Origin of the sequence: Brevundimonas subvibrioides (genome assembly GCF_027271155.1) — a bacterium.
Lineage (GTDB): Bacteria > Pseudomonadota > Alphaproteobacteria > Caulobacterales > Caulobacteraceae > Brevundimonas > Brevundimonas subvibrioides_D.
Map to the genome: position 1 here is coordinate 574,818 of NZ_CP114542.1, position 17,629 is coordinate 592,446.

Consider the following 17,629-nt stretch of genomic DNA (forward strand, 5'->3'; position numbering starts at 1 on the left):
CAACGCGATTACAGCCTGTTCAGGTGACGGTCAGGTGGCCAGAGCCTAGACTGTGATCCACGCCGGCAACGATGAACAGGAAATCCGCATGCACAGACGCCAGGTACTTATCGGAGGCGCGAGCCTGATGGCCCTTTCCGGATGCGCCACCGCAGGGTCGGGCGCGGGCGAAGCCGGCGCCATGACCCCCGCGCAGGAGGCCGAGATCGCCCGCGCCATCCTGCCCGCCCAGACTCCGCGCGCCGAACTGTTGCAGCCGTGGACGGGCCGCTATGACGGCACACCGCCGTGGGACAAGGTCACGCCCGCCGGGCTGCGCGAGGCGATCCTTGAGGGCATCGAGCTTCAGCGCGCCGATATCGCGGCGATCGCGAACAATTCCGATCCGGCCGGCTTCTACAATGTGATCGTTCCCTTGGAACTGACGGGCGAACCGCTGGACCGGGCGACCAACCTCTATGGCGTGATGACCTCCAATATCGGCGGCGAGGCGTGGGATGCGCTCGACACCGAGATCTCGCCGATGCTGTCGGCCGCCTATGACGAGATCACCTTCAACGACGCCCTGTTCCAGCGGATCAAGGCCGTCGCCGACAATCCCGAAGGTCTGAGCCCGCAGCAGCGCCGGCTCGCCGAACGCCGCCGCGATGCCTTCATCCGCTCCGGAGCCAATCTGGACGCGGCCGGCAAGGCCGAACTGGGCCGGATCAACACCGCCCTGTCCGGGGCCTTCACCCGCTTTGGCCAGAAGGTCGTGGCCGACGAGAATGCCTGGACGGTGATCCCGACCGCAGCCGGGGTCGCGGGCCTGCCCGAATCGAACAAGGCCGCCGCCGCCTCGGCGGCCCGCGCCCGGAACATCGACGGCTGGATCATCATGAACACGCGGTCCAGCGTGGACCCGTTCCTGACCTTCGCCGACGACCGGGCCGCGCGCGAGCAGGTCTGGAAGAGGTTCGTCAATCGCGGCGACAACGGCGACGCCAACGACACCAATGCCACGATCGCCGAGATCGTTCGCCTGCGCGACCAGCGGGCCAGGCTCCTGGGCTACCGCAACCACGCGGAATGGCGGATGCAGGACACCATGGCCCGGACCCCGGCCGCCGCCAAGAACCTGATGGACCGTGTCTGGGCCCCGGCCAGGGCACGGGTGGCCGAAGAGGTCGCCGACATGCGCGCCATCGCGGGCTTCGACATCGAGCCGTGGGACTATCTGTATTTCGCCGAGAAGGTGCGGAAGGCCAAATACGATCTCGATCAGAACGAGCTGAAGCCTTATTTCGAACTGAACGCGGTCCGCGCCGGATCCTTTTACATGGCCGAGCGCCTCTATGGCTTCACCTTCACCAGACTGCCCAAGGGCCCGGTGCCGATCTTCGAGCCGGACGTCGTCACCTACGAGGTGCACGACAAGGCCTCGGGCCGTCTGATCGGCCTGTACTACACCGACGACTATGCCCGCGCGGGCAAGCGGTCGGGGGCCTGGATGACGACCTATCGGTCGTTCTCGCAGCTCACGGGATCGAAGGTCATCCTGGCCTCGAACAACAACAACTTCACCAAACCCGAGCCGGGCGAGCCGGTGCTGCTGTCGCTCGACGACGCGGAGACGATGTTCCACGAGTTCGGCCATGCCCTGCACTATCTGTCGTCGGTGGTGACCTATCCGTCCTACGGCGAGACGCCCCGCGACTTCGTCGAGTATCCGTCACAGGTGCACGAGCACTGGGTGCTCAGCCGACCGATCCTGGACGGCTATCTGAAGCACTACCAGACGGGCGCGGCCATGCCCCAGGCCCTGGTCGACAAGATCCAGGCCGCGGCCACCTTCAACCAGGGCTATGCCACCGTCAGCTATCTGTCGTCGGCCATCGTCGACATGGACCTGCATACGCAGGCGACGCCGCCGACCGACATCGATGCGTTCGAAAAGGCCTCGCTGGCCCGGATCGGCATGCCGAAGGAGATCGTGATGCGGCACCGCCTGCCGCAGTTCAATCACCTGTTCACGTCGGATGCCTATTCGGCCGGCTACTACAGCTACCTGTGGTCCGAGACGATGGACGCCGACACCTGGGCCTATTTCGAGGACTCCGGCGACGTGTTCAACCCGGATATCGCCGGACGCTTCAAGTCGATCATGCTGGCGCCCGGCAACACGAGCGACCGCGCCGACGCCTATCGCCAGTTCCGCGGCCGCGACGTCGATGTGACCGCCCTGCTGAAGGTGCGGGGCTTCCCGGTCAGCTGAAGCATGATCGCGTGAGCCGGAACCGCGAGCCGGTTCCGGCCCGATGCCGGCCGGCGCGGTTCAGGCCGCGTCGGCCGCTTCGGTGGCGACGGTGCAGGGACGTGCGTGCTCGACCAGGGCCGCCATCAGGGCTCGGGGATCGACAGGTTTTGCAACGTGGCCCTGCATGCCGGCGTCCCGGCATTGCCGGATCTGTTCGGGCAGGACGTTGGCGGTCAGGGCGACGATCGGCGTATCGTGCCCCGCCCGCCCGGAGGCGCGGATGGCGCGGCTCGCGGTGGGGCCGTCCATGACGGGCATCTGCATGTCCATCAGGATCAGATCGTAGGGGCGGGCCGCCGCGGCCGCCACGGCTTCCTCGCCGTTTTCCACCATGTCCAGCGACACGTCGAAGGACGACAGAAGCGCCTTGATCAGGGTGCGGTTGGCGGCATTGTCCTCGGCCAGAAGAATTCGCAGCGGGCGGTCAAGGTCGCCCTCATCCGCCTCGGTCATGGCTGTCATCCCGGCTGAAGCGAAGGGGAAAGCCGCTCGGAACCAGAAGGTCGAGCCCGTCTTCCCGTCGCTGCGCGCGCCGATTTCACCGCCCATGATCTCCATCAGGCGACGCGAGATCGCCAGGCCCAGACCCGTACCGCCGAACCGGCGCGACACCGACCCGTCCGCCTGGGTGAAGCGCTCGAACATCTGCTCGATCTGGTCCGGTGCCAGACCCAGCCCGGTGTCCGCCACCGAGGCCGACAGCACGGCCGTGCCCTCGTCATCCGTCTCGATGGACAGGATCAGCCGGACGCTGCCCTTTTCCGTGAACTTCACGGCGTTGCTCAGAAGGTTCAGCAGAACCTGCCGCAATCGGGTCACATCGCCCACCAGCCGGGCGTCCCCCGCCACACCGTCGCACAGGGTTTCGCAGGTCAGGACCAGTCCCTTGGCCTCGGCCTGGCCGCGCAGCAGGGCCGTCGCGCCTTCCGCAAGGGCCGCCGCCGAGAACGGCGCCAGATCCAGCGTCAGCGCACCGGCTTCCAGCTTGGAGAAATCCAGAATGTCGTTCACGACCGTCAGCAGGGTCTCGCCCGCACTGCGGATCAGATCCAGATAGCCCCGATCGCTCGCCGACAGATCGCCGCTCGCGCCGATGAGGCGCGAGAACCCCAGGATGCTGGTCAGGGGCGTGCGCAGTTCGTGGCTCATGTTGGCCAGGAACTCGCTTTTCGCCTGGGAGGCGGCTTCGGCCTCGGCCTGCGCCGCCCGCAGCGCGGCCTCGGTTTCCTTGCGTGCCCCGATGTCGCGAACGACGTCGACGATCTCGGTCAGTTCGCCCGCACCGTTCAGAACCAGACGGGGGTTGGCCTCGAGCCAGACCAGACGGCCGTCCTTGTGGCGAGCCTGGTATTCATAGCCTTCCGGGCTGATCAGTTCCTGACGCCGTATCCGGTCCTGCAGCAGGCTGCGGATTCGCACGACATGGTCCCTCGGCACGAGGTCCGAAGGGGCCATGCCGACCATTTCCGCCGGTGAGTAGCCCAGAACGGCGCGGGATGCAGGCGAGGCATAGGTGATGCCGGACTTCAGTCCGGTGCGGACCACCATGTCCGATGTGTGCTCGGCCACGAAGCGGAAGGCCCGCTCGGCATCGAACAGCGCCGCGTCGTCGACCTGATCGGTGATGTCGGTGACCATGCCGACCACCCAGCGTTGACCGGCCTCGTCGGGCGGCTGGCGTTGGGCCCAGTTGACGACGTGCCTGCATTCACCGGTCGGCCGGATGATGCGATAGCGCATGCGGAACGGCTCATCCGAGCTGAACATCTTGGGCCAGCTGCGGGCCACGATATTCGTGTCGTCGGGATGATAGCGGTGGAAGATTTCCTGGGGCTTGGGCACCCCGAGGGCGGGGTCCAGACCGAAGATGTCGAACATCGACGGGGACCACCAGGTCGTTCTGGCGTCCAGCACCCGCCACCAGCCGACACCCGACCGCTTCAGCGCCGTCAGCCCGATCGCGTTTGCCTCGATGTCCGGATCGTCGTGCATCAATGTTTACCGTAGCCAAGGTGTTCACCATACCCACGAAGGCCTTCCAATGGATGAACGGCGGTCGACGGGCGCGTTTGACAGGTCATTCGTCGGCAGGCTTTTCCGGACTGGCGACTCCGGCTAGGAACGGAGCATGAACATGCTTGCTCTCGGACTGACGACCCTTTGTGTCGTGCTCGCCGCCGGAATGATGTGGGCCTGGCTTGGCTGGCAGAAGGCGAAGGGCGCGCTGACAATGGCGGTCGAGCGGGCGGAGCTGATCGACAAGAGCCGCGAGACGATGGGCGATCTGCTACGCGCCCAGGCGGCGCAGTCGGCCCAGACGATCGCGGACCAGATGGTGACCCGCGCCACCGAAACCTTTCAGGCCCAGGACCGGGTCGCCCGGGAACGGATGGAGGCGCAGCTCAAGCCGGTGGCCGAGACCCTGGCCAAATTCGAGACCCAGGTCGCCGCGTTGGAAAAGGCCCGGGCCGAGGAGACCGGCACGCTGAAGGAACAGCTTTCGGCCCTGATGATCGCCTCTACCGCCACCCGCGACGAGGCGAAACGCCTGACCGAGGTTCTGCGCGGCAACACCGGCCGTCGCGGCCGATGGGGCGAACAGACCTGCCGCAATGTGCTGGAAGCGGCGGGCATGGCGGGTCGCTTCGACTTCGACGAACAGTCGTCCAGCGCCAATGACGAGGGTCGCCAGATGCGGCCGGACTTCCTTGTGCGACTGCCCGGCGGGGGATTGTTCGTCATCGACGCCAAGGTCCCCCTGGCCTTTCCCGATGCGTCCGAGCCGGACGACGAGGCGCGCGACGCGGCCATGTCGGCGCGCAATGCGGCCAGCATCAAGAGCCATGTGCGCGATCTGGCGGCCAAGGCCTATCAGGACCAGTTCAAACCCAGCCCCGACTTCGTCGCCCTGTTCGTGCCGTCCGACGCCTTCCTGTCGGCGGCCCTGGACCGGGAGCCCGAGCTGATGACCGATGCGATGGCGCGCCGCGTCATCATCGTCACGCCCTCGACCCTGTTCGCCCTGTGCAAGGCCGTCGCCTATGGCTGGCGGGCCGAGGAACAGTCGAAGAACGCCGACGAGGTCGCGAAACTGGGCAAGGACCTCTACAAGCGGCTGTCGGTCATGGGCGGCCACGTCTTCGGGATGGGGCGGGCGCTTGAGCAGGCGGTCGGCAAATACAACCAGTTCGTCGGCTCGCTGGAGAGCCAGGTCATGGTCTCGGCCAAGCGGTTCGAGGACCTGCAGGTCGACCACGAGGGCAAGGACCTGCCCGCTCTGACCGCGATCGATCATTCGCCGCGCCCGGTGACCCGGCCCGAACTGGTCCATGAAAGGTCCAGCCCGGACTGATTGACGCGCCGCCGGCTTGCTGACAAGGTCGCTTGACAACACCGGATGATGGTGTAAAACACCCTTGTCAAAAAGACGGGGTTGATTGTCATGTCAATGGAGATGCGGGTGTCGGAACATCCCTTGCGCCGGTACGGCGCGCTCATGGCCACCTGCATGGTCGCTGGCGGGATCGCGGGCGGCGTATCCGCCGTGTTCGGCGATCGGTCGAGTGCGGGGCCCGTCATCGTGGCTGCCTCGGTCGGCCTGGCGATGGCCGCCGTGCTCTGGATCTGCGCCCGGTGGTGGCGTGGTCTGGATGAGGCGGCCCAGGAAGCGCACAAATGGGCCTGGTGGTGGGGCTCCACCTTCGGTCTGGCCATCGGCACGGTGGCGTTGTTCACCCTGGCCTACGGGACGCCGGATGCGCTGACGGCGGCACCCGACGACCTGCTGCTCGGCGGGGCGGCCCTGATCGGCCTCACCCAGACGCTCGGCTACGGCATCGCCTGGGCCGTCTGGTGGCTTCGGCGGCGGTGATCCGATGAACAATCGTCTCAAGGTTCTGCGCGCCGAGCGAAACTGGAGCCAGGCCGATCTGGCCGCGGCCCTCGGTGTCTCGCGCCAGACCGTCAATGCGCTGGAGACCGGTCGCTATGACCCCTCCCTGCCGCTCGCCTTCAGGATCGCCCGGGTTTTTGAACAACCCATTGAATCCATCTTTTCGGACGCAGGAGCCTCGACATGATGTCCCGTTCTGAAGCCACCAATCAGCCGATGGTCGTCAGGATCCTCGGCATCCTGGCCCTCGGTGCCATCGGCGCCCTGACCGGGTTCGGTTTTGCCAGTATCGTCGAGGTCGAGCAGGGGGCGTCCTGGGCCGACAGCCTGGCGCTGGCCATGGCCGTCGCCCTGCTGGCCATCGCCGTCCTGAGCTCCCTGACCCTGATACTGCGGCCATCGACCGTCCCCAAGGGCTGCGGCATCCTTCAGATCATCGTCTTCCTGCTGGCCGGTGTGATGTTCCTTGCGCCCATCTATGGGCCGACCTGGATGAAGGCCGATGTCGTCTTCGGGGGTATCGTCGTGCTCCTGGTGGTCCAGAGCGTCGCCAATCTGATGCTGTGGCGTGCGGCCGACGAGATGCTGCGTCAGATCATGGCCGAAACCAGCGCCATGGCCTTCTGGGCCCTGCAGACCGCCCTGTTCCTCTATGCGGCCGCCGAGCGTCTCGGTCTGGTGGATACCATCAGCGGCTGGGGCCTGACCGGCATCCTGATGGCGGTCTATCTGGTCGCCTCGATCGTGGCCGCTGCCCGTCGCGGCATCCACTGAGCCGCACGCCCGCCTTCGCTGCCTTCCCCTGTCTCCACCCTGATCGAAAGGATCGGACCATGACGCTCGCCTCCCACATCAAGACCGCCATCGGCCGGATCGCCCGCCTGGCGACCGGCACGGCCCTGGGCCTCGGCCTGACCGCCAGCCTGCTCGGATCGCCCGGCCAGGCGTTTGCGCAAGCCGCGGCCCCCGCCGCCCAAGCCACCGTTGCTCCAGCCTCCGGACAGGGTCCGGCGCTGTGGGTGGTCCGCGACGCGGATTCCACCCTCTATCTGTTCGGCACGGTCCACGTCCTGCGGCCGGAAACCCCGTGGGGCACAGCGAGGGTCGACGCGGCCTTCGACAGCGCCGATCGCGTCATTCTTGAGATCTCCAATCCCGACGACCAGACGGCGATCCAGCCCCTGATCCAGCAGTATGGCCTCTCGCCCGCCCGGCCCCTGTCCAGCCTGCTGACCCCCGCCGAGATCGCCCAACTGGATGCGGCGGCCGGGACCATCGGGGCGACGGCGGCCCAGCTCGACCCCCTGCGGCCCTGGCTGGTCGGTCTCACCCTGTCGGTGGCCCCCTTGGTCAAGGCCGGCTACGATCCCCAGTCGGGCGTCGAGCTGATCCTGAAGGCGCGCGCCGAGGCCGCGGGCAAGCCGGTGTCCGGCTTCGAGACCATCGACAGGCAGATCTCCATCCTGGCCGGCCTGTCGGAGGAGACCCAGCTGGCCTTCCTGCGCGCCACTCTGGAGGAAGTCGAGAACGCCACGGCCGAGCTGGACGCCCTGGTCGGTGCCTGGTCGGTCGGGGACGTGGCCTCGATCGAGCGCCTGGGTGTCACCGAGATGCGCGACCAGTCCGAGGAAATCTACCAGGCCCTGCTGGTGCAGCGGAACACCGACTGGGCCGGTCAGATCCAGACCCTGCTCGAAGGGTCCGGCACGGTCTTCATCGCGGTCGGCAGCGCCCACCTGGCGGGCGACGACAGCGTCCAGTCCATCCTGGAACAGCGCGGCGTGGAAGTGACCCGCGAATAGGTCGCATCCATCCAGCCCACATCGACGAAGGCCCGGCCACCGCGCCGGGCCTTTTCGTGCGGGTTGCGTTCAACGGTTGAGCCCACCACCCATTGCTGACATTCAGCCTGAACCCTATCGTCGCCCCACAGTGCAGGCGAGGCTGGAATGACTGAGGGCGGACCATTTACCGGCAGGCTTCTCCCCGGCGAGCACATCGTGTGGTCGGGCCGTCCGGCAACTGGACTTCTGTTTACGCCGCGAGATGCGTTTCTGGTCCCGTTCAGCCTGCTCTGGTGCGGGTTCGTGATTTTTTGGATCATCGGTGTGCTGGCCAGCGGAGGAGGCCCATTCGCGCTCGTCGGGGTGGCGTTCCTTGCGTTCGGGCTGTTCTTCTCCGCGGGTCGTTTCGCGCTCGACGCGACCTTAAGAGGCAACACCACATATGCCCTGACCGACAGGCGCATTCTGATCTCGCGCACAGGTCCATTTTCCAGTTTCAAGGCCCTCACCCTGGACCGTCTTCCCGAAGCGGAAATCAGTGAACGCTCCGATGGACGTGGCACTGTGAGATTTGGCCAGCAACAAAGCTTGATGGGTTTTGGGCAGCCGGGCCTTTCGATCTGGACACCCGCACTGGATCCAACACCGCAGTTCCTTGCCATTGCCGATGCGAGGAAGGTTTTCGATCTTGTCCAGCAGGCCGTGGGGCGCGACCGCTAACCATCCAAAGGCAGTTGGCCGTTCTGGACCCGCAGCCATCGTTGATGCTTCAAGCTGTCGTGAACGTAGCCTCGTCGCAAAAGATGCGGACCACCAGGCCGTTGACGAAGCGGACGTCCAAACCCAGCGGCTTCTGCACCCGGGCCAGCTCCGCCGACAAAATGCACAGCCAATCACACTCCTCATCGAAGTAGGCGATTTCGATGCCCTCGTCGTTGAGAGGTGCAGCGATGGCGTTGAGGTCATTGAAAGCGAGCTTCACGTTGCCCGTGCAGGCGAGCATCACTCTTGACGGCAGGGTGTCGGGGCGGATCGCGTGTTTGTTCTGGGTGAAAGTCAGCTTGACCTCCTTCCCGCCAGGATCAGTACCAAAGTTTTCGAGACTCCAGTCCAAGCAAACCAGCCTGGATAAGCCCAACGTCCTGGAAAACAGATCAGGTGGAGCGGGCGGCGGGAATCGAACCCGCACGAAAAGCTTGGGAAGCTTTCAGGCTACCACTACATCACGCCCGCGGAAGCCGGGGCAAACTAGCGCAATACGTCCGGCGCTCAAGCCGAAAGGCGATCGCTGTGTCCTGGCCAGCCCGCCTGAATGACAAAAGGACCGCTCCCTTTCGGAAGCGGCCCTCTCGTTTCAGCGAAAGGTACCGGACCTAGAAGCGCAGCGAAGCCTCGATGCCGAAGGTGCGCGGCGCGTTGAAGTTGCCGTAGTCGCCCATGACATTGCCGATGTTGCCGTTGGTCAGGCTGGTGGTCGGCGCCGCAGGCAGGCTGTTCGAAGGATCGCGGCGGTACACGTACTGTTCGTTGAACAGGTTGCGACCCCACAGAGCGACCGTCAGGCCCTCGGTTTCACCGACCTGGATGTCGGCGAGGGCGATGCGGCCGTTGAAGATCAGCGATTCATCGGCCTTGGTGCCGAACTGGTCGAACGCCTGGGTGGCCTCCGCGTAGTTGCCGTCGAAGTGAAGACGCAGGTTCGCGGCACCGTTGAACACCGGCTTTTCGTAGTCGATCGAGGCGCTGCCGGCGTTGCGCGGCGTGAACACGATGTAGAACTGTTGATTGACCGGCGCGGCGCAGGTGGTCACGGGCGGCGTGCCCGCGGTGACGCAGTTGGTGATCGGAACCAGCGGGATCTCCGTGTCCGTATAGGCATAGGAGGCGTTGAGCGTCAGACCGTCGATCGGGCGCAGGGTGAACTCTGCTTCCAGACCGCGAATGGTCGTGGTTCCGGGCGCGTTGATCGTGACCAGGTTGTTGAAGCTGCCGGTCGCGGTGAACTGGATCGACGAAATGTCGACCTGGCTGTCCTCGCGGTCCATGGCGTAGGCCGCCACGTTCAGGCGGGCGCGGTGATCCAGGAAGTCGCCCTTGAAGCCGGCTTCGTAGGAAACCACGTCCTCGGGGCCGAAGGCCTGGTAGTTGGCCGTCCGCGAGCTGGCACCGCCCGAGCGATAGCCGGTGGCGTATTTGGCGTAGACGTGGACGTCTTCGCTCAGGTCATAGGCGACGGTCGCGGTGGGGTTGAAGCGCTCCCAGGTCTCGTCCAGCGGCTTGTAGCCATTGGCCGTCGCGGCTGCCGTGTTGGTGGCGTAGTTGATGTTGCGCGAGAACGTCAGCGCGCCTTCCTTGGTGTCCCGGGTAAAGCGTCCGCCGGCGGTCAGGTGCAGGGCGTCCGACACGTTCCAGGTGACCTGGCCGTAGGCGGCGTAGCTGGTCGATTCGACTTCCGAGGCGCGGTCGATCGAGCGGCAGCCGGGCTGCGAGCCGAAACCACCCGAGCCGATGCACGAGTCCAGAACGACGTAGGAGTAGCCCGAGGTCTGACCCGCCGTGGTGTAGCCGGTGATGGCCATGGAGTTCGGCGTCGCCGCATCGTCGTTGACGTTTTCCTTGAAGTAGAACAGGCCGGCCACGAAATCGAACGAACCGGCGCTGCCGACGGCCTGGAACTCCTGGCTGAACTGGGTCTGGTGCAGGTTGGCCAGGCTGTAGCGGCTGAAGTTACAACCCGTGCCCGTGCAGCCGGGCACGACGACAGGCGGACGGTGCGCACCGCCAGCGTTGTCCCACTGGGTCGCATCGACGCCACGGTAGGCCGTGATCGAACGCAGCTGGACTTCGTCGGTGATGTCGAAGCGCAGGGTGTTGGTATAGCCGAACGTCACATCCCTGCTGGGCTGCTGCGGCACACCGATATCCGCGATCTTCATGCGGCTGTTGCCGTTGACGATGACGCCTGGCAGCAGCGGACGGACGGTGCCCGTCAGCGTGGTGTAGGCCGTGCCCGGCAGAGAACAGGCGGGTTGCGAGGCCTGGGTGCCGGCGACGCAGCCGTTCGGATTGTAGTTGAGCAGCTGGCTGTAGAACGGCGTGTTCTCGTCGGTCGCGGTGTCATAGGCGAAGATGTTGGTCACCCGGTCGGTCGGGGTCCACCGCAGGGCGGCGCGGAGGCCCTGACGATTGAACTGACCCCATCCAGCCTGCCCGGCGAGCGGGTTTCTGGTGACCGCGTCCTGGTTCTGGACGATGCCGTCGATCTTGAAGGCCAGGTTGTTGTATTCCGGCAGGTCCAGATGGATTTCCTGGCTGTAGGAGCCGTAGTTGCCCACGCCGCCGCCGATGCGGCCCTCGAACTCGCCCGACGGTTCGCGCGTCACGATGTTCAGGGCGCCGCCCTCGGTGTTGCGGCCGAACAGGGTGCCCTGGGGTCCGCGCAGGACCTCGATCCGCTCGACGTCGAACAGGCCGGCGTTCAGGCCATGCTGGCGGGCCAGATAGACGCCATCGATATAGATGCCGACGCCCTGTTCACGGGCGGGCTGGTTGGCGTCCAGCGGAACGATGCCGCGGATGCCGACGGTCAGCGCCGACTGGCGGGCTTCGAAGGTGGCGACGCGCAGCGAGGGGACGGCACCGTCAGCCAGGTCGTACAGGCTCTGGACGTGGCGCTGCTCCAGCGCCTCTGCATTGACGACGTTGATCGAGATCGGCGTGTCCTGCAGGTTGGTTTCGCGGCGGGTCGCGGTCACGACGATATCGCCGAGCTGGGACGTGTCTTCCTGCGGCTGCTCGAGCGGCGCGGGGGCCGTCTGGGCCAGGGCCGGCGTGGAGATGGCGAGCGCGGCACAGCCGAGCAGCAGGCGGGTACGCGTCGTACGGAAGTCGATCATTGGATCCCCCATGAATGGTGGGGCGGTCCGTAGGACATCACGATTGCAGTGGCGCGACGGAACCAAGACGGTGCGCGTCACCGACCTGTTCCCCAACTGTCATACCGTCCACGGACGAAAGTATTTGCAACTGACGCCCCGTCGTCAGGGTCGCTGGTAGACCACGCTTCCGTCAACGACCGTCAGGGTCGCGTGACCGTGCGGGATGTCCGCTTCCGGCACCGTCATGAGATCGATGTCGAAGGCGGTGAAGTCCGCGCGCTTGCCCACCTCGATCGTGCCGAGCTCGTTTTCCCGGAAACTGGCGTAGGCGGGCCACAGGGTGAACATCTTCAGCGCCGTGGCGCGATCCACCGCCTCGGCCGGCCGCCAGTCCGGGCCCTGCACGCCGTCCAGATCGCGCCGGGCGACGGCGGCGTAGAATTCGATCAGCGGATCGCCCCGCTCGACCGGCGCGTCCGAACCGCCGACGACGATGACGCCCAGATCGACCAGACTGTGCCAGGCATAGGCCCCGTCCAGCCGGGCGTCGCCCAGCCGCGCAGGGGCGAAATGGAAGTCTCCGATTGCGTGGCTGGGCTGCATCGAGGCGATGATCGGCAGATCCCTGAACCAGTGATAGTCGGAGGGCCGGACGATCTGTGCGTGCTCGATCCGCAGCCGCACGTCGGCGCCGTTCGGACGCTCGGCGGCCGGTACGGCCTCCAGCGCGGTCGCATACCATTCCGCCACCGAGGCATTGCCGCGATCACCGATGGCGTGGGTCGCGAGCTGGATGCCGGAGCGCAGCGCCTGTTCATAAAGCGGTACGATCTGGTCCGTCGTGATCTGCATCAGGCCCGTCGTCTCCGGTGCGTCCGAATAGGGGGCGAACAGGGCGGCCCCGCGCGACCCCAGCGCCCCGTCGGCATAATACTTGACCGCCCGGGTGATGATCCGGCCGTCCGGCGTCTGGCGCGGGCCAGAGGCGAACAGGGCCTGGGCCCCGTCGGGCGTGACGCTGTTGTAGATCCGCAAGGGGGCCTCGCCCGCCTCGGCCATGGCTTCCAGCAGGGGGATGTCGCGCCAGGGGGCGCTCATGAAATGCACGCCGGTCCAGCCATAGGCGGCCTCGACGCGGAATCCGGCGCGATAGGCCCGGCGCGTCTGCTCCGGATCGGCCTGGGGCATCAGCGGGGCCAGCAGCTGCTCGGCCGCATCGACAAACAGGCCGGTCGGCTTGCCATCCGGACCTTTCAGAATCTCGCCGCCAAAGGGCGCCGCGGTCCGGGCCGTGATGCCCAGCCGCTCCAGGGCGGGGGTGGAGGCGACCGAGGCATGACCGTCGGCCCTCTGCAGCAGGACGATGCGGCCGGGGGCGGCCGCATCGAGATCGGCGGCGGTCAGGAAGCGGGCTCCGTTGGCGCTTTCGGGCCAGCGTGTCTCGATCCAGCCGCGCCCGACGATGACGCCCTCCGGATGGGCTTCCGCCCAGGCCGTCAGGCGCGCCATGGCGTCCACGACCGAGGTGGAGCCTTCCAGATTCAGAGTCAGCTCGCGCCAGCCGATGCCGTCCAGATGGGCGTGGCCGTCGGTGAAGCCGGGGAACAGGGTCGCGCCCTTCAGGTCGATGACCGGCAGGCCGTCGGTCGAGGGCGCGCCGGCCGCCGGTCCGGCATAGACGATGCGGCCGGCCCGCGCGATGACGACCTCCGCCGTGGGCGAGGCCTCCACGCCGGTGTGGATCGTGCCGCCCCGGATGACCAGATCCTGGGCGCTGGCCGGCAGGGCGAGGGCGGCGAAGGCGGCGGCGGTCAGGATCGGTCGAAGCATGGGGCACCGGATGCGGGTGGAATGATATTCTGCCTCCCCGTTATGGGGCGGCAGACAGCACTCAGCCAGCCGGAACGCCGACCACATCATCCACCGATCCGGTCGTGACCGGGTGATAGCCCGGCCGGGCCTCGGCATAGATGCGGGTGGCGATGGGGCGGCCCCAGTCGCCTTCGGCCCACAGGGCGGTGAACAGGGGCAGGACGAATTTGCGGCGTCCCTGCGAGGTCAGGAACCGCTCCAGAGTGGGGACGGCGGGCTGATAGCGGTGGGCTACCGCAATCTGAAGCCAGCTGAACAGCACCTCGGCATTGCCCTCGCTGCGCAGGTTCAGGGTCGATTCCATGGCGGCCAGCTGGGCGGGGGTCAGCCAGTCCCGACCGGCGGCCAGGCCCTCCGGCCGCCAGTTCAGGAAATGCTGGCGCTCCTGCGTCGACCACCTGGCCCACGGGATGGCCGAGGCCGGACCCTTGTCGGCGAAGAAGGCCTTGGCCGCGCCATCCACGGCCGTAAGGGCGGTCGAGACCGGGGCCTGGGCATTCGACGGCAGGCCGGGCTGATAGACCCAGGCGTCCAGCTGCAGCTGCTGTTCCAGACCGGCGTCTCCCTTGACCAGATTGGCGCGGATGTCGGCGAGGAATCCCGCCGCGGTCATCGGCTGGAAGGCGTGACGTTCGAAATAGCCCTTCAGCCAGGCGTCGAAGGTCTCGCGGCCCACGATACGCTCGATGGTGCGCAGGAAGGCGGCTCCCTTCTCGTAGGGAATGTCATTGAGCCCGGCGTCCGGATCGCGGCCGGTCAGATCGACGTGCAGCCGGGTGTCGGCGGCGGGCATCTCCGCCAGCGCCGCCTGCAGGTCCGCCCAGCCCAGCACCTGAAGCATCAGGGCGCGGTCGCGGCCGTAGATCGCCTCCATGATGCGGTTCTCGAAATAGGTGGTCGTGCCCTCGTTCAGCCAGATGTCGGCCCAGGTGGCATTGGTCACCAGATTGCCCGACCAGCTGTGCGCCAGCTCGTGCGCCACCAGGCTGACCAGAGACTTGTCGCCGGCCACGACGGTGGGGGTGGCGAAGGTCAGGCGCGGGTTCTCCATCCCGCCGAAGGGGAAGGAGGGCGGCAGGATCAGCAGGTCGTAGCGACCCCAGCGATAGGGGCCGTACAGGGCCTCGGCCGCATCGACGAACTGGCCCATCTCGGCGAACTCGGCCCTGGCGGCGTCCAGACGGCCAGGCTCGGTCCAGACCCCGACGCGGTCGCCTTCGCCGGCGAAGCCCAGGTCCCCGACCGCCAGGGCGATCAGATAGGGCGGGACCGGATTGGTCATGCGGAAGCGCCAGCTGTGCGACCCCGCCGGTGCGCCGTCGCCCGCCTTCTCGCCCTCGGGGGTCAGCAATTCGGCCGACATCACCGCCTTCAGCGCCTCGGGCACGGTGATGCGGGCGGACCAGGTCTGGCGGATGCCGGGGCTGTCCTGGGTCGGCACCCAGGTGCGGGTCAGGATCGCCTGGCCCTGCGAAAACAGGAAGGGTTGTTGCCCGCCCGCCGTCTGGGCCGGGGTCAGCCATTGCAGGGCGGCCGCGTCGGGGCGGGTGGTATAGCCGACGACGATCTTCTGGACCTTGCCGTCCTCGAAGGCGGGCACGGTGACGGTCAGGGACTGGCCCAGGATGGGGTCTTCGGCCCCGATCGTGAACTGCAGCGGCGTGCCCTTGTCGTCCGCGACCGAGCGGATCTCCAGGTTGCGGATGTCGAGGATGACCTGGGTCGCGCCCGTCTGGCCGGTGACGTCCAGGGTGGCCGTGCCGCTCAGCGTCTTCGTCTCGAAGTCGGCGGTCAGGTCCAGGGCGACATGCTTGACCCGCGCGATCCGGGGCTGGGCATAGGAATGGATGTCTTGCTCATAGGTCACGGGCGCGGTCGCTGTGGCGGGCAGGGGCGGCATGTCCGACTTCGGGTCGTTTCCGGCGCAGGCGGAAAGGGCGGTGGCGACGGCGAGCATGGAAACCATGCCGATCAGGCGGGCGCGGGACATCAGGCGAACTCCGGGACTTGGGGTGGCGAAGGGAGCCCCCAAAGCCGGGAAAGATCAAGAGGCTGCGGGGACCGGCACCGGGTTGCGTGCGACGAACAGTCGGCCCCGCTCGGCATAGAGCACGCACAGCAGGGCGGCGATCCCGCAGGTCGTGATGCCGACCGTCATCGGCACGACGCTGCCGTCGAACTGCTGACCGATCAGGAACCCCGTCAGGGAGCCGATGATGGTCGAGATGAAGCCCTGGGCCGAGGAGGCGGTGCCCGCGATATGGCCCATCGCTTCCATGGCCATCGCCCCGAAGTTTCCCGCCAGCAGCCCGAAGCAGAACATGGTGCAGGCCTGCAGGATGCCGAAGGTCCAGATCGTCTCGTGGCCGCTCAGCGTCACCGCCATGTGGAGGGCGCCGAAGGTGATGAAGCCCAGCAGCGCCGTATGGCCGATCATGCGCGACCCCAGCCGCTCGACCAGTTTCGCATTGACGAGGGAGGCGATGGCGATGCCGCCGGCGATACAGGCGAAGACGGTGGTGAACAGGCCCGGCGCGTGGAAGACGTCGAAGAAGATCTGCTGGGACGAGTTGATGAAGCCGAACAGCGCCCCGGTGATCGCCGTCATGGCCAGGGTGTAGCCGATGGAGATGCGATTGGTCAGCGCCTCCCGGAACGCGCCCGCAATGCGCGCTGCCTCGATCGGCTGGCGATCGGCGGGGTGCAGGGTCTCGGGCAGGCGCAGACCCGTCCACAGCATCAGGGCGATGCCGGCGAAGGCGAGGACGCCGAAGATCGCCTCCCACGGCGCGACCAGCAGGATCGCCTGACCCAGCGACGGCGCGATGATCGGCACGCCCAGGAAGACGAGCAGGCTCAGGCTCATGACCCGCGCCATGGTCCGGCCGGAATAGCGATCCCGCACGATGGAGACGGCCAGCACCCGCGTCGCGGCCGACCCCAGACCCTGACCGATGCGGGCCAGGATCAGGGTCTCGAAGGTCGGGGCCAGCATGGCCACCACGCTGAACAGGACGTAGATGCCCACGCCCACCATGATGATCGGCTTGCGGCCATAGCGGTCGGCCAGGGGTCCGTAGACGATCTGCAGGGCACCGAAGCCGAGCAGATAGGCGGTGATGACCCACTGGCGGGTGTTGGCATCGGCGACGCCGAGCGCATCGCCGATCTGGGGCAAGGCGGGCAGCATGGAATCGATCGCCAGCGCGTTGAGCGCCATCATCAGGGCGATCATGCAGACGAACTCGGGAAAACCCGGCCCCTTCGCGGGCGATACGGCATCAGGCTGGGTCATCGGCCACCAGATGCGGCCGGGATGAGACCGTCGCAACCCTCGACGCGCTCACTTTTCGCAACTGCGAAATGATGCCCCGGGTATCAGGGGGTGAACTGGATCGTGCGGGCGAACTGCAGGTCGCGGGGGCCGGGGGCCACTTCGCTGCCGTTCATCAGGGCGACGGCCGCCGCCCCGAACCCGAGACCGGGATGGGTCTCGCCCAGCACCATACAGCCATCGACCCGGCCGTTGGTGTGGGCCGTGCATTCGACCGTCACGGCGACACCCTCCAGCACCGGCGCGGGCTCGACCACCCTCGACACCGGCTGGACGCGCGGATGGATCAGGGCGTCGCCGGGTCTGGCGACGCCGGGGTTGGCGGACAAGGTAAGGGCGATGACGAGGGCGATCATGGGACGAACCTTTTCACTGGCTCATCAATGTTTCGGAAAGGACTGCGTTCCCCGACCCGCGTCGTCGTCGCCGTTCGATCGCGTGGTGCCCCCGGTCGGACTCGAACCGACACTCCTCTCGGAACCGGATTTTGAGTCCGGCGCGTCTACCAATTCCACCACAGGGGCCTGAGCCACATTCCATAAAGGGCGGCAGCGCGCTGCGCTACGTGGACGG

At 66.9% G+C, this 17,629-nt stretch carries 14 protein-coding genes and 2 tRNA genes; 7 read left to right on the plus strand and 9 right to left on the minus strand.

Going from position 1 to position 17,629, the window contains the following annotated elements; genetic code table 11:
- Positions 1-88: 88 nt before the first annotated feature.
- Entirely contained in the window at positions 89-2,254 is a 2,166-nt protein-coding gene (locus O3139_RS02915; RefSeq protein WP_269515407.1) for a M3 family metallopeptidase, read from the plus strand.
- A gap of 60 nt (positions 2,255-2,314) precedes the next feature.
- On the opposite strand, the gene O3139_RS02920 is transcribed toward O3139_RS02915, so the two are convergent.
- A complete protein-coding gene (locus O3139_RS02920) occupies positions 2,315-4,288 on the minus strand; it encodes a hybrid sensor histidine kinase/response regulator (RefSeq protein WP_269515408.1) in 1,974 nt (657 codons plus the stop codon).
- 136 nt (positions 4,289-4,424) lie between these two features.
- On the opposite strand from O3139_RS02920, the gene O3139_RS02925 reads away from it, so the two are divergent.
- From O3139_RS02925 to O3139_RS02950, 6 genes are all read left to right on the plus strand, one after another.
- Positions 4,425-5,648 carry a DNA recombination protein RmuC gene (locus O3139_RS02925; protein ID WP_269515409.1) on the plus strand — a complete coding sequence of 408 codons (1,224 nt, stop codon included), beginning with the start codon at positions 4,425-4,427 and terminating at the stop codon, positions 5,646-5,648.
- A gap of 108 nt (positions 5,649-5,756) precedes the next feature.
- Positions 5,757-6,167 carry a hypothetical protein gene (locus O3139_RS02930; RefSeq protein WP_269515410.1) on the plus strand — a complete coding sequence of 137 codons (411 nt, stop codon included), beginning with the start codon at positions 5,757-5,759 and terminating at the stop codon, positions 6,165-6,167.
- A gap of 4 nt (positions 6,168-6,171) precedes the next feature.
- Positions 6,172-6,375, plus strand: coding sequence for a helix-turn-helix transcriptional regulator (locus O3139_RS02935; protein WP_269515411.1), 204 nt, complete (start codon positions 6,172-6,174; stop codon positions 6,373-6,375).
- Positions 6,372-6,962, plus strand: a complete 591-nt coding sequence (locus O3139_RS02940; RefSeq protein ID WP_269515412.1) for a hypothetical protein — start codon at positions 6,372-6,374, stop codon at positions 6,960-6,962. Before O3139_RS02935 ends, O3139_RS02940 begins: the two co-directional genes overlap by 4 nt.
- Before the next feature lie 59 nt (positions 6,963-7,021).
- On the plus strand, positions 7,022-7,990 hold the full coding sequence (locus tag O3139_RS02945) for a TraB/GumN family protein (protein WP_269515413.1): 969 nt from the start codon (positions 7,022-7,024) through the stop codon (positions 7,988-7,990).
- A gap of 147 nt (positions 7,991-8,137) precedes the next feature.
- A complete protein-coding gene (locus O3139_RS02950; protein ID WP_269515414.1) occupies positions 8,138-8,692 on the plus strand; it encodes a hypothetical protein in 555 nt (184 codons plus the stop codon).
- 49 nt (positions 8,693-8,741) lie between these two features.
- Here O3139_RS02950 and O3139_RS02955 read toward each other — a convergent pair whose 3' ends face one another.
- From O3139_RS02955 to O3139_RS02990, 8 genes are all read right to left on the minus strand, one after another.
- Positions 8,742-9,086 (minus strand): hypothetical protein, encoded by a 345-nt coding sequence (locus tag O3139_RS02955; protein ID WP_269515415.1) that lies wholly within the window; start codon positions 9,084-9,086, stop codon positions 8,742-8,744.
- 45 nt (positions 9,087-9,131) lie between these two features.
- A tRNA-Gly gene (locus O3139_RS02960) sits at positions 9,132-9,205 on the minus strand.
- Between the two features lie 140 nt (positions 9,206-9,345).
- Positions 9,346-11,868 carry a TonB-dependent receptor gene (locus O3139_RS02965; protein WP_269515416.1) on the minus strand — a complete coding sequence of 841 codons (2,523 nt, stop codon included), beginning with the start codon at positions 11,866-11,868 and terminating at the stop codon, positions 9,346-9,348.
- A gap of 144 nt (positions 11,869-12,012) precedes the next feature.
- Positions 12,013-13,680: an amidohydrolase gene (locus O3139_RS02970; RefSeq protein WP_269515418.1), complete on the minus strand. Its 1,668-nt coding sequence runs from the start codon at positions 13,678-13,680 to the stop codon at positions 12,013-12,015.
- Between the two features lie 61 nt (positions 13,681-13,741).
- Positions 13,742-15,712, minus strand: coding sequence for a M1 family metallopeptidase (locus tag O3139_RS02975; RefSeq protein WP_269515419.1), 1,971 nt, complete (start codon positions 15,710-15,712; stop codon positions 13,742-13,744).
- 54 nt (positions 15,713-15,766) lie between these two features.
- Positions 15,767-17,017 carry a multidrug effflux MFS transporter gene (locus tag O3139_RS02980; protein ID WP_269515420.1) on the minus strand — a complete coding sequence of 417 codons (1,251 nt, stop codon included), beginning with the start codon at positions 17,015-17,017 and terminating at the stop codon, positions 15,767-15,769.
- Between the two features lie 83 nt (positions 17,018-17,100).
- A complete protein-coding gene (locus tag O3139_RS02985; protein WP_269515421.1) occupies positions 17,101-17,412 on the minus strand; it encodes a hypothetical protein in 312 nt (103 codons plus the stop codon).
- A gap of 83 nt (positions 17,413-17,495) precedes the next feature.
- Positions 17,496-17,580, minus strand: a tRNA-Leu gene (locus tag O3139_RS02990).
- Positions 17,581-17,629 lie beyond the last annotated feature (49 nt).

Coding starts and splice junctions, on each gene's coding strand:
- O3139_RS02915 (WP_269515407.1), top strand. CDS start 89: ATGCACAGACGCCAGGTACTTATCGGAGGCGCGAGCCTGATGGCCCTT.
- O3139_RS02920 (WP_269515408.1), bottom strand. CDS start 4,288: ATGCACGACGATCCGGACATCGAGGCAAACGCGATCGGGCTGACGGCG.
- O3139_RS02925 (WP_269515409.1), top strand. CDS start 4,425: ATGAACATGCTTGCTCTCGGACTGACGACCCTTTGTGTCGTGCTCGCC.
- O3139_RS02935 (WP_269515411.1), top strand. CDS start 6,172: ATGAACAATCGTCTCAAGGTTCTGCGCGCCGAGCGAAACTGGAGCCAG.
- O3139_RS02940 (WP_269515412.1), top strand. CDS start 6,372: ATGATGTCCCGTTCTGAAGCCACCAATCAGCCGATGGTCGTCAGGATC.
- O3139_RS02945 (WP_269515413.1), top strand. CDS start 7,022: ATGACGCTCGCCTCCCACATCAAGACCGCCATCGGCCGGATCGCCCGC.
- O3139_RS02950 (WP_269515414.1), top strand. CDS start 8,138: ATGACTGAGGGCGGACCATTTACCGGCAGGCTTCTCCCCGGCGAGCAC.
- O3139_RS02965 (WP_269515416.1), bottom strand. CDS start 11,868: ATGATCGACTTCCGTACGACGCGTACCCGCCTGCTGCTCGGCTGTGCC.
- O3139_RS02970 (WP_269515418.1), bottom strand. CDS start 13,680: ATGCTTCGACCGATCCTGACCGCCGCCGCCTTCGCCGCCCTCGCCCTG.
- O3139_RS02975 (WP_269515419.1), bottom strand. CDS start 15,712: ATGTCCCGCGCCCGCCTGATCGGCATGGTTTCCATGCTCGCCGTCGCC.
- O3139_RS02980 (WP_269515420.1), bottom strand. CDS start 17,017: ATGACCCAGCCTGATGCCGTATCGCCCGCGAAGGGGCCGGGTTTTCCC.
- O3139_RS02985 (WP_269515421.1), bottom strand. CDS start 17,412: ATGATCGCCCTCGTCATCGCCCTTACCTTGTCCGCCAACCCCGGCGTC.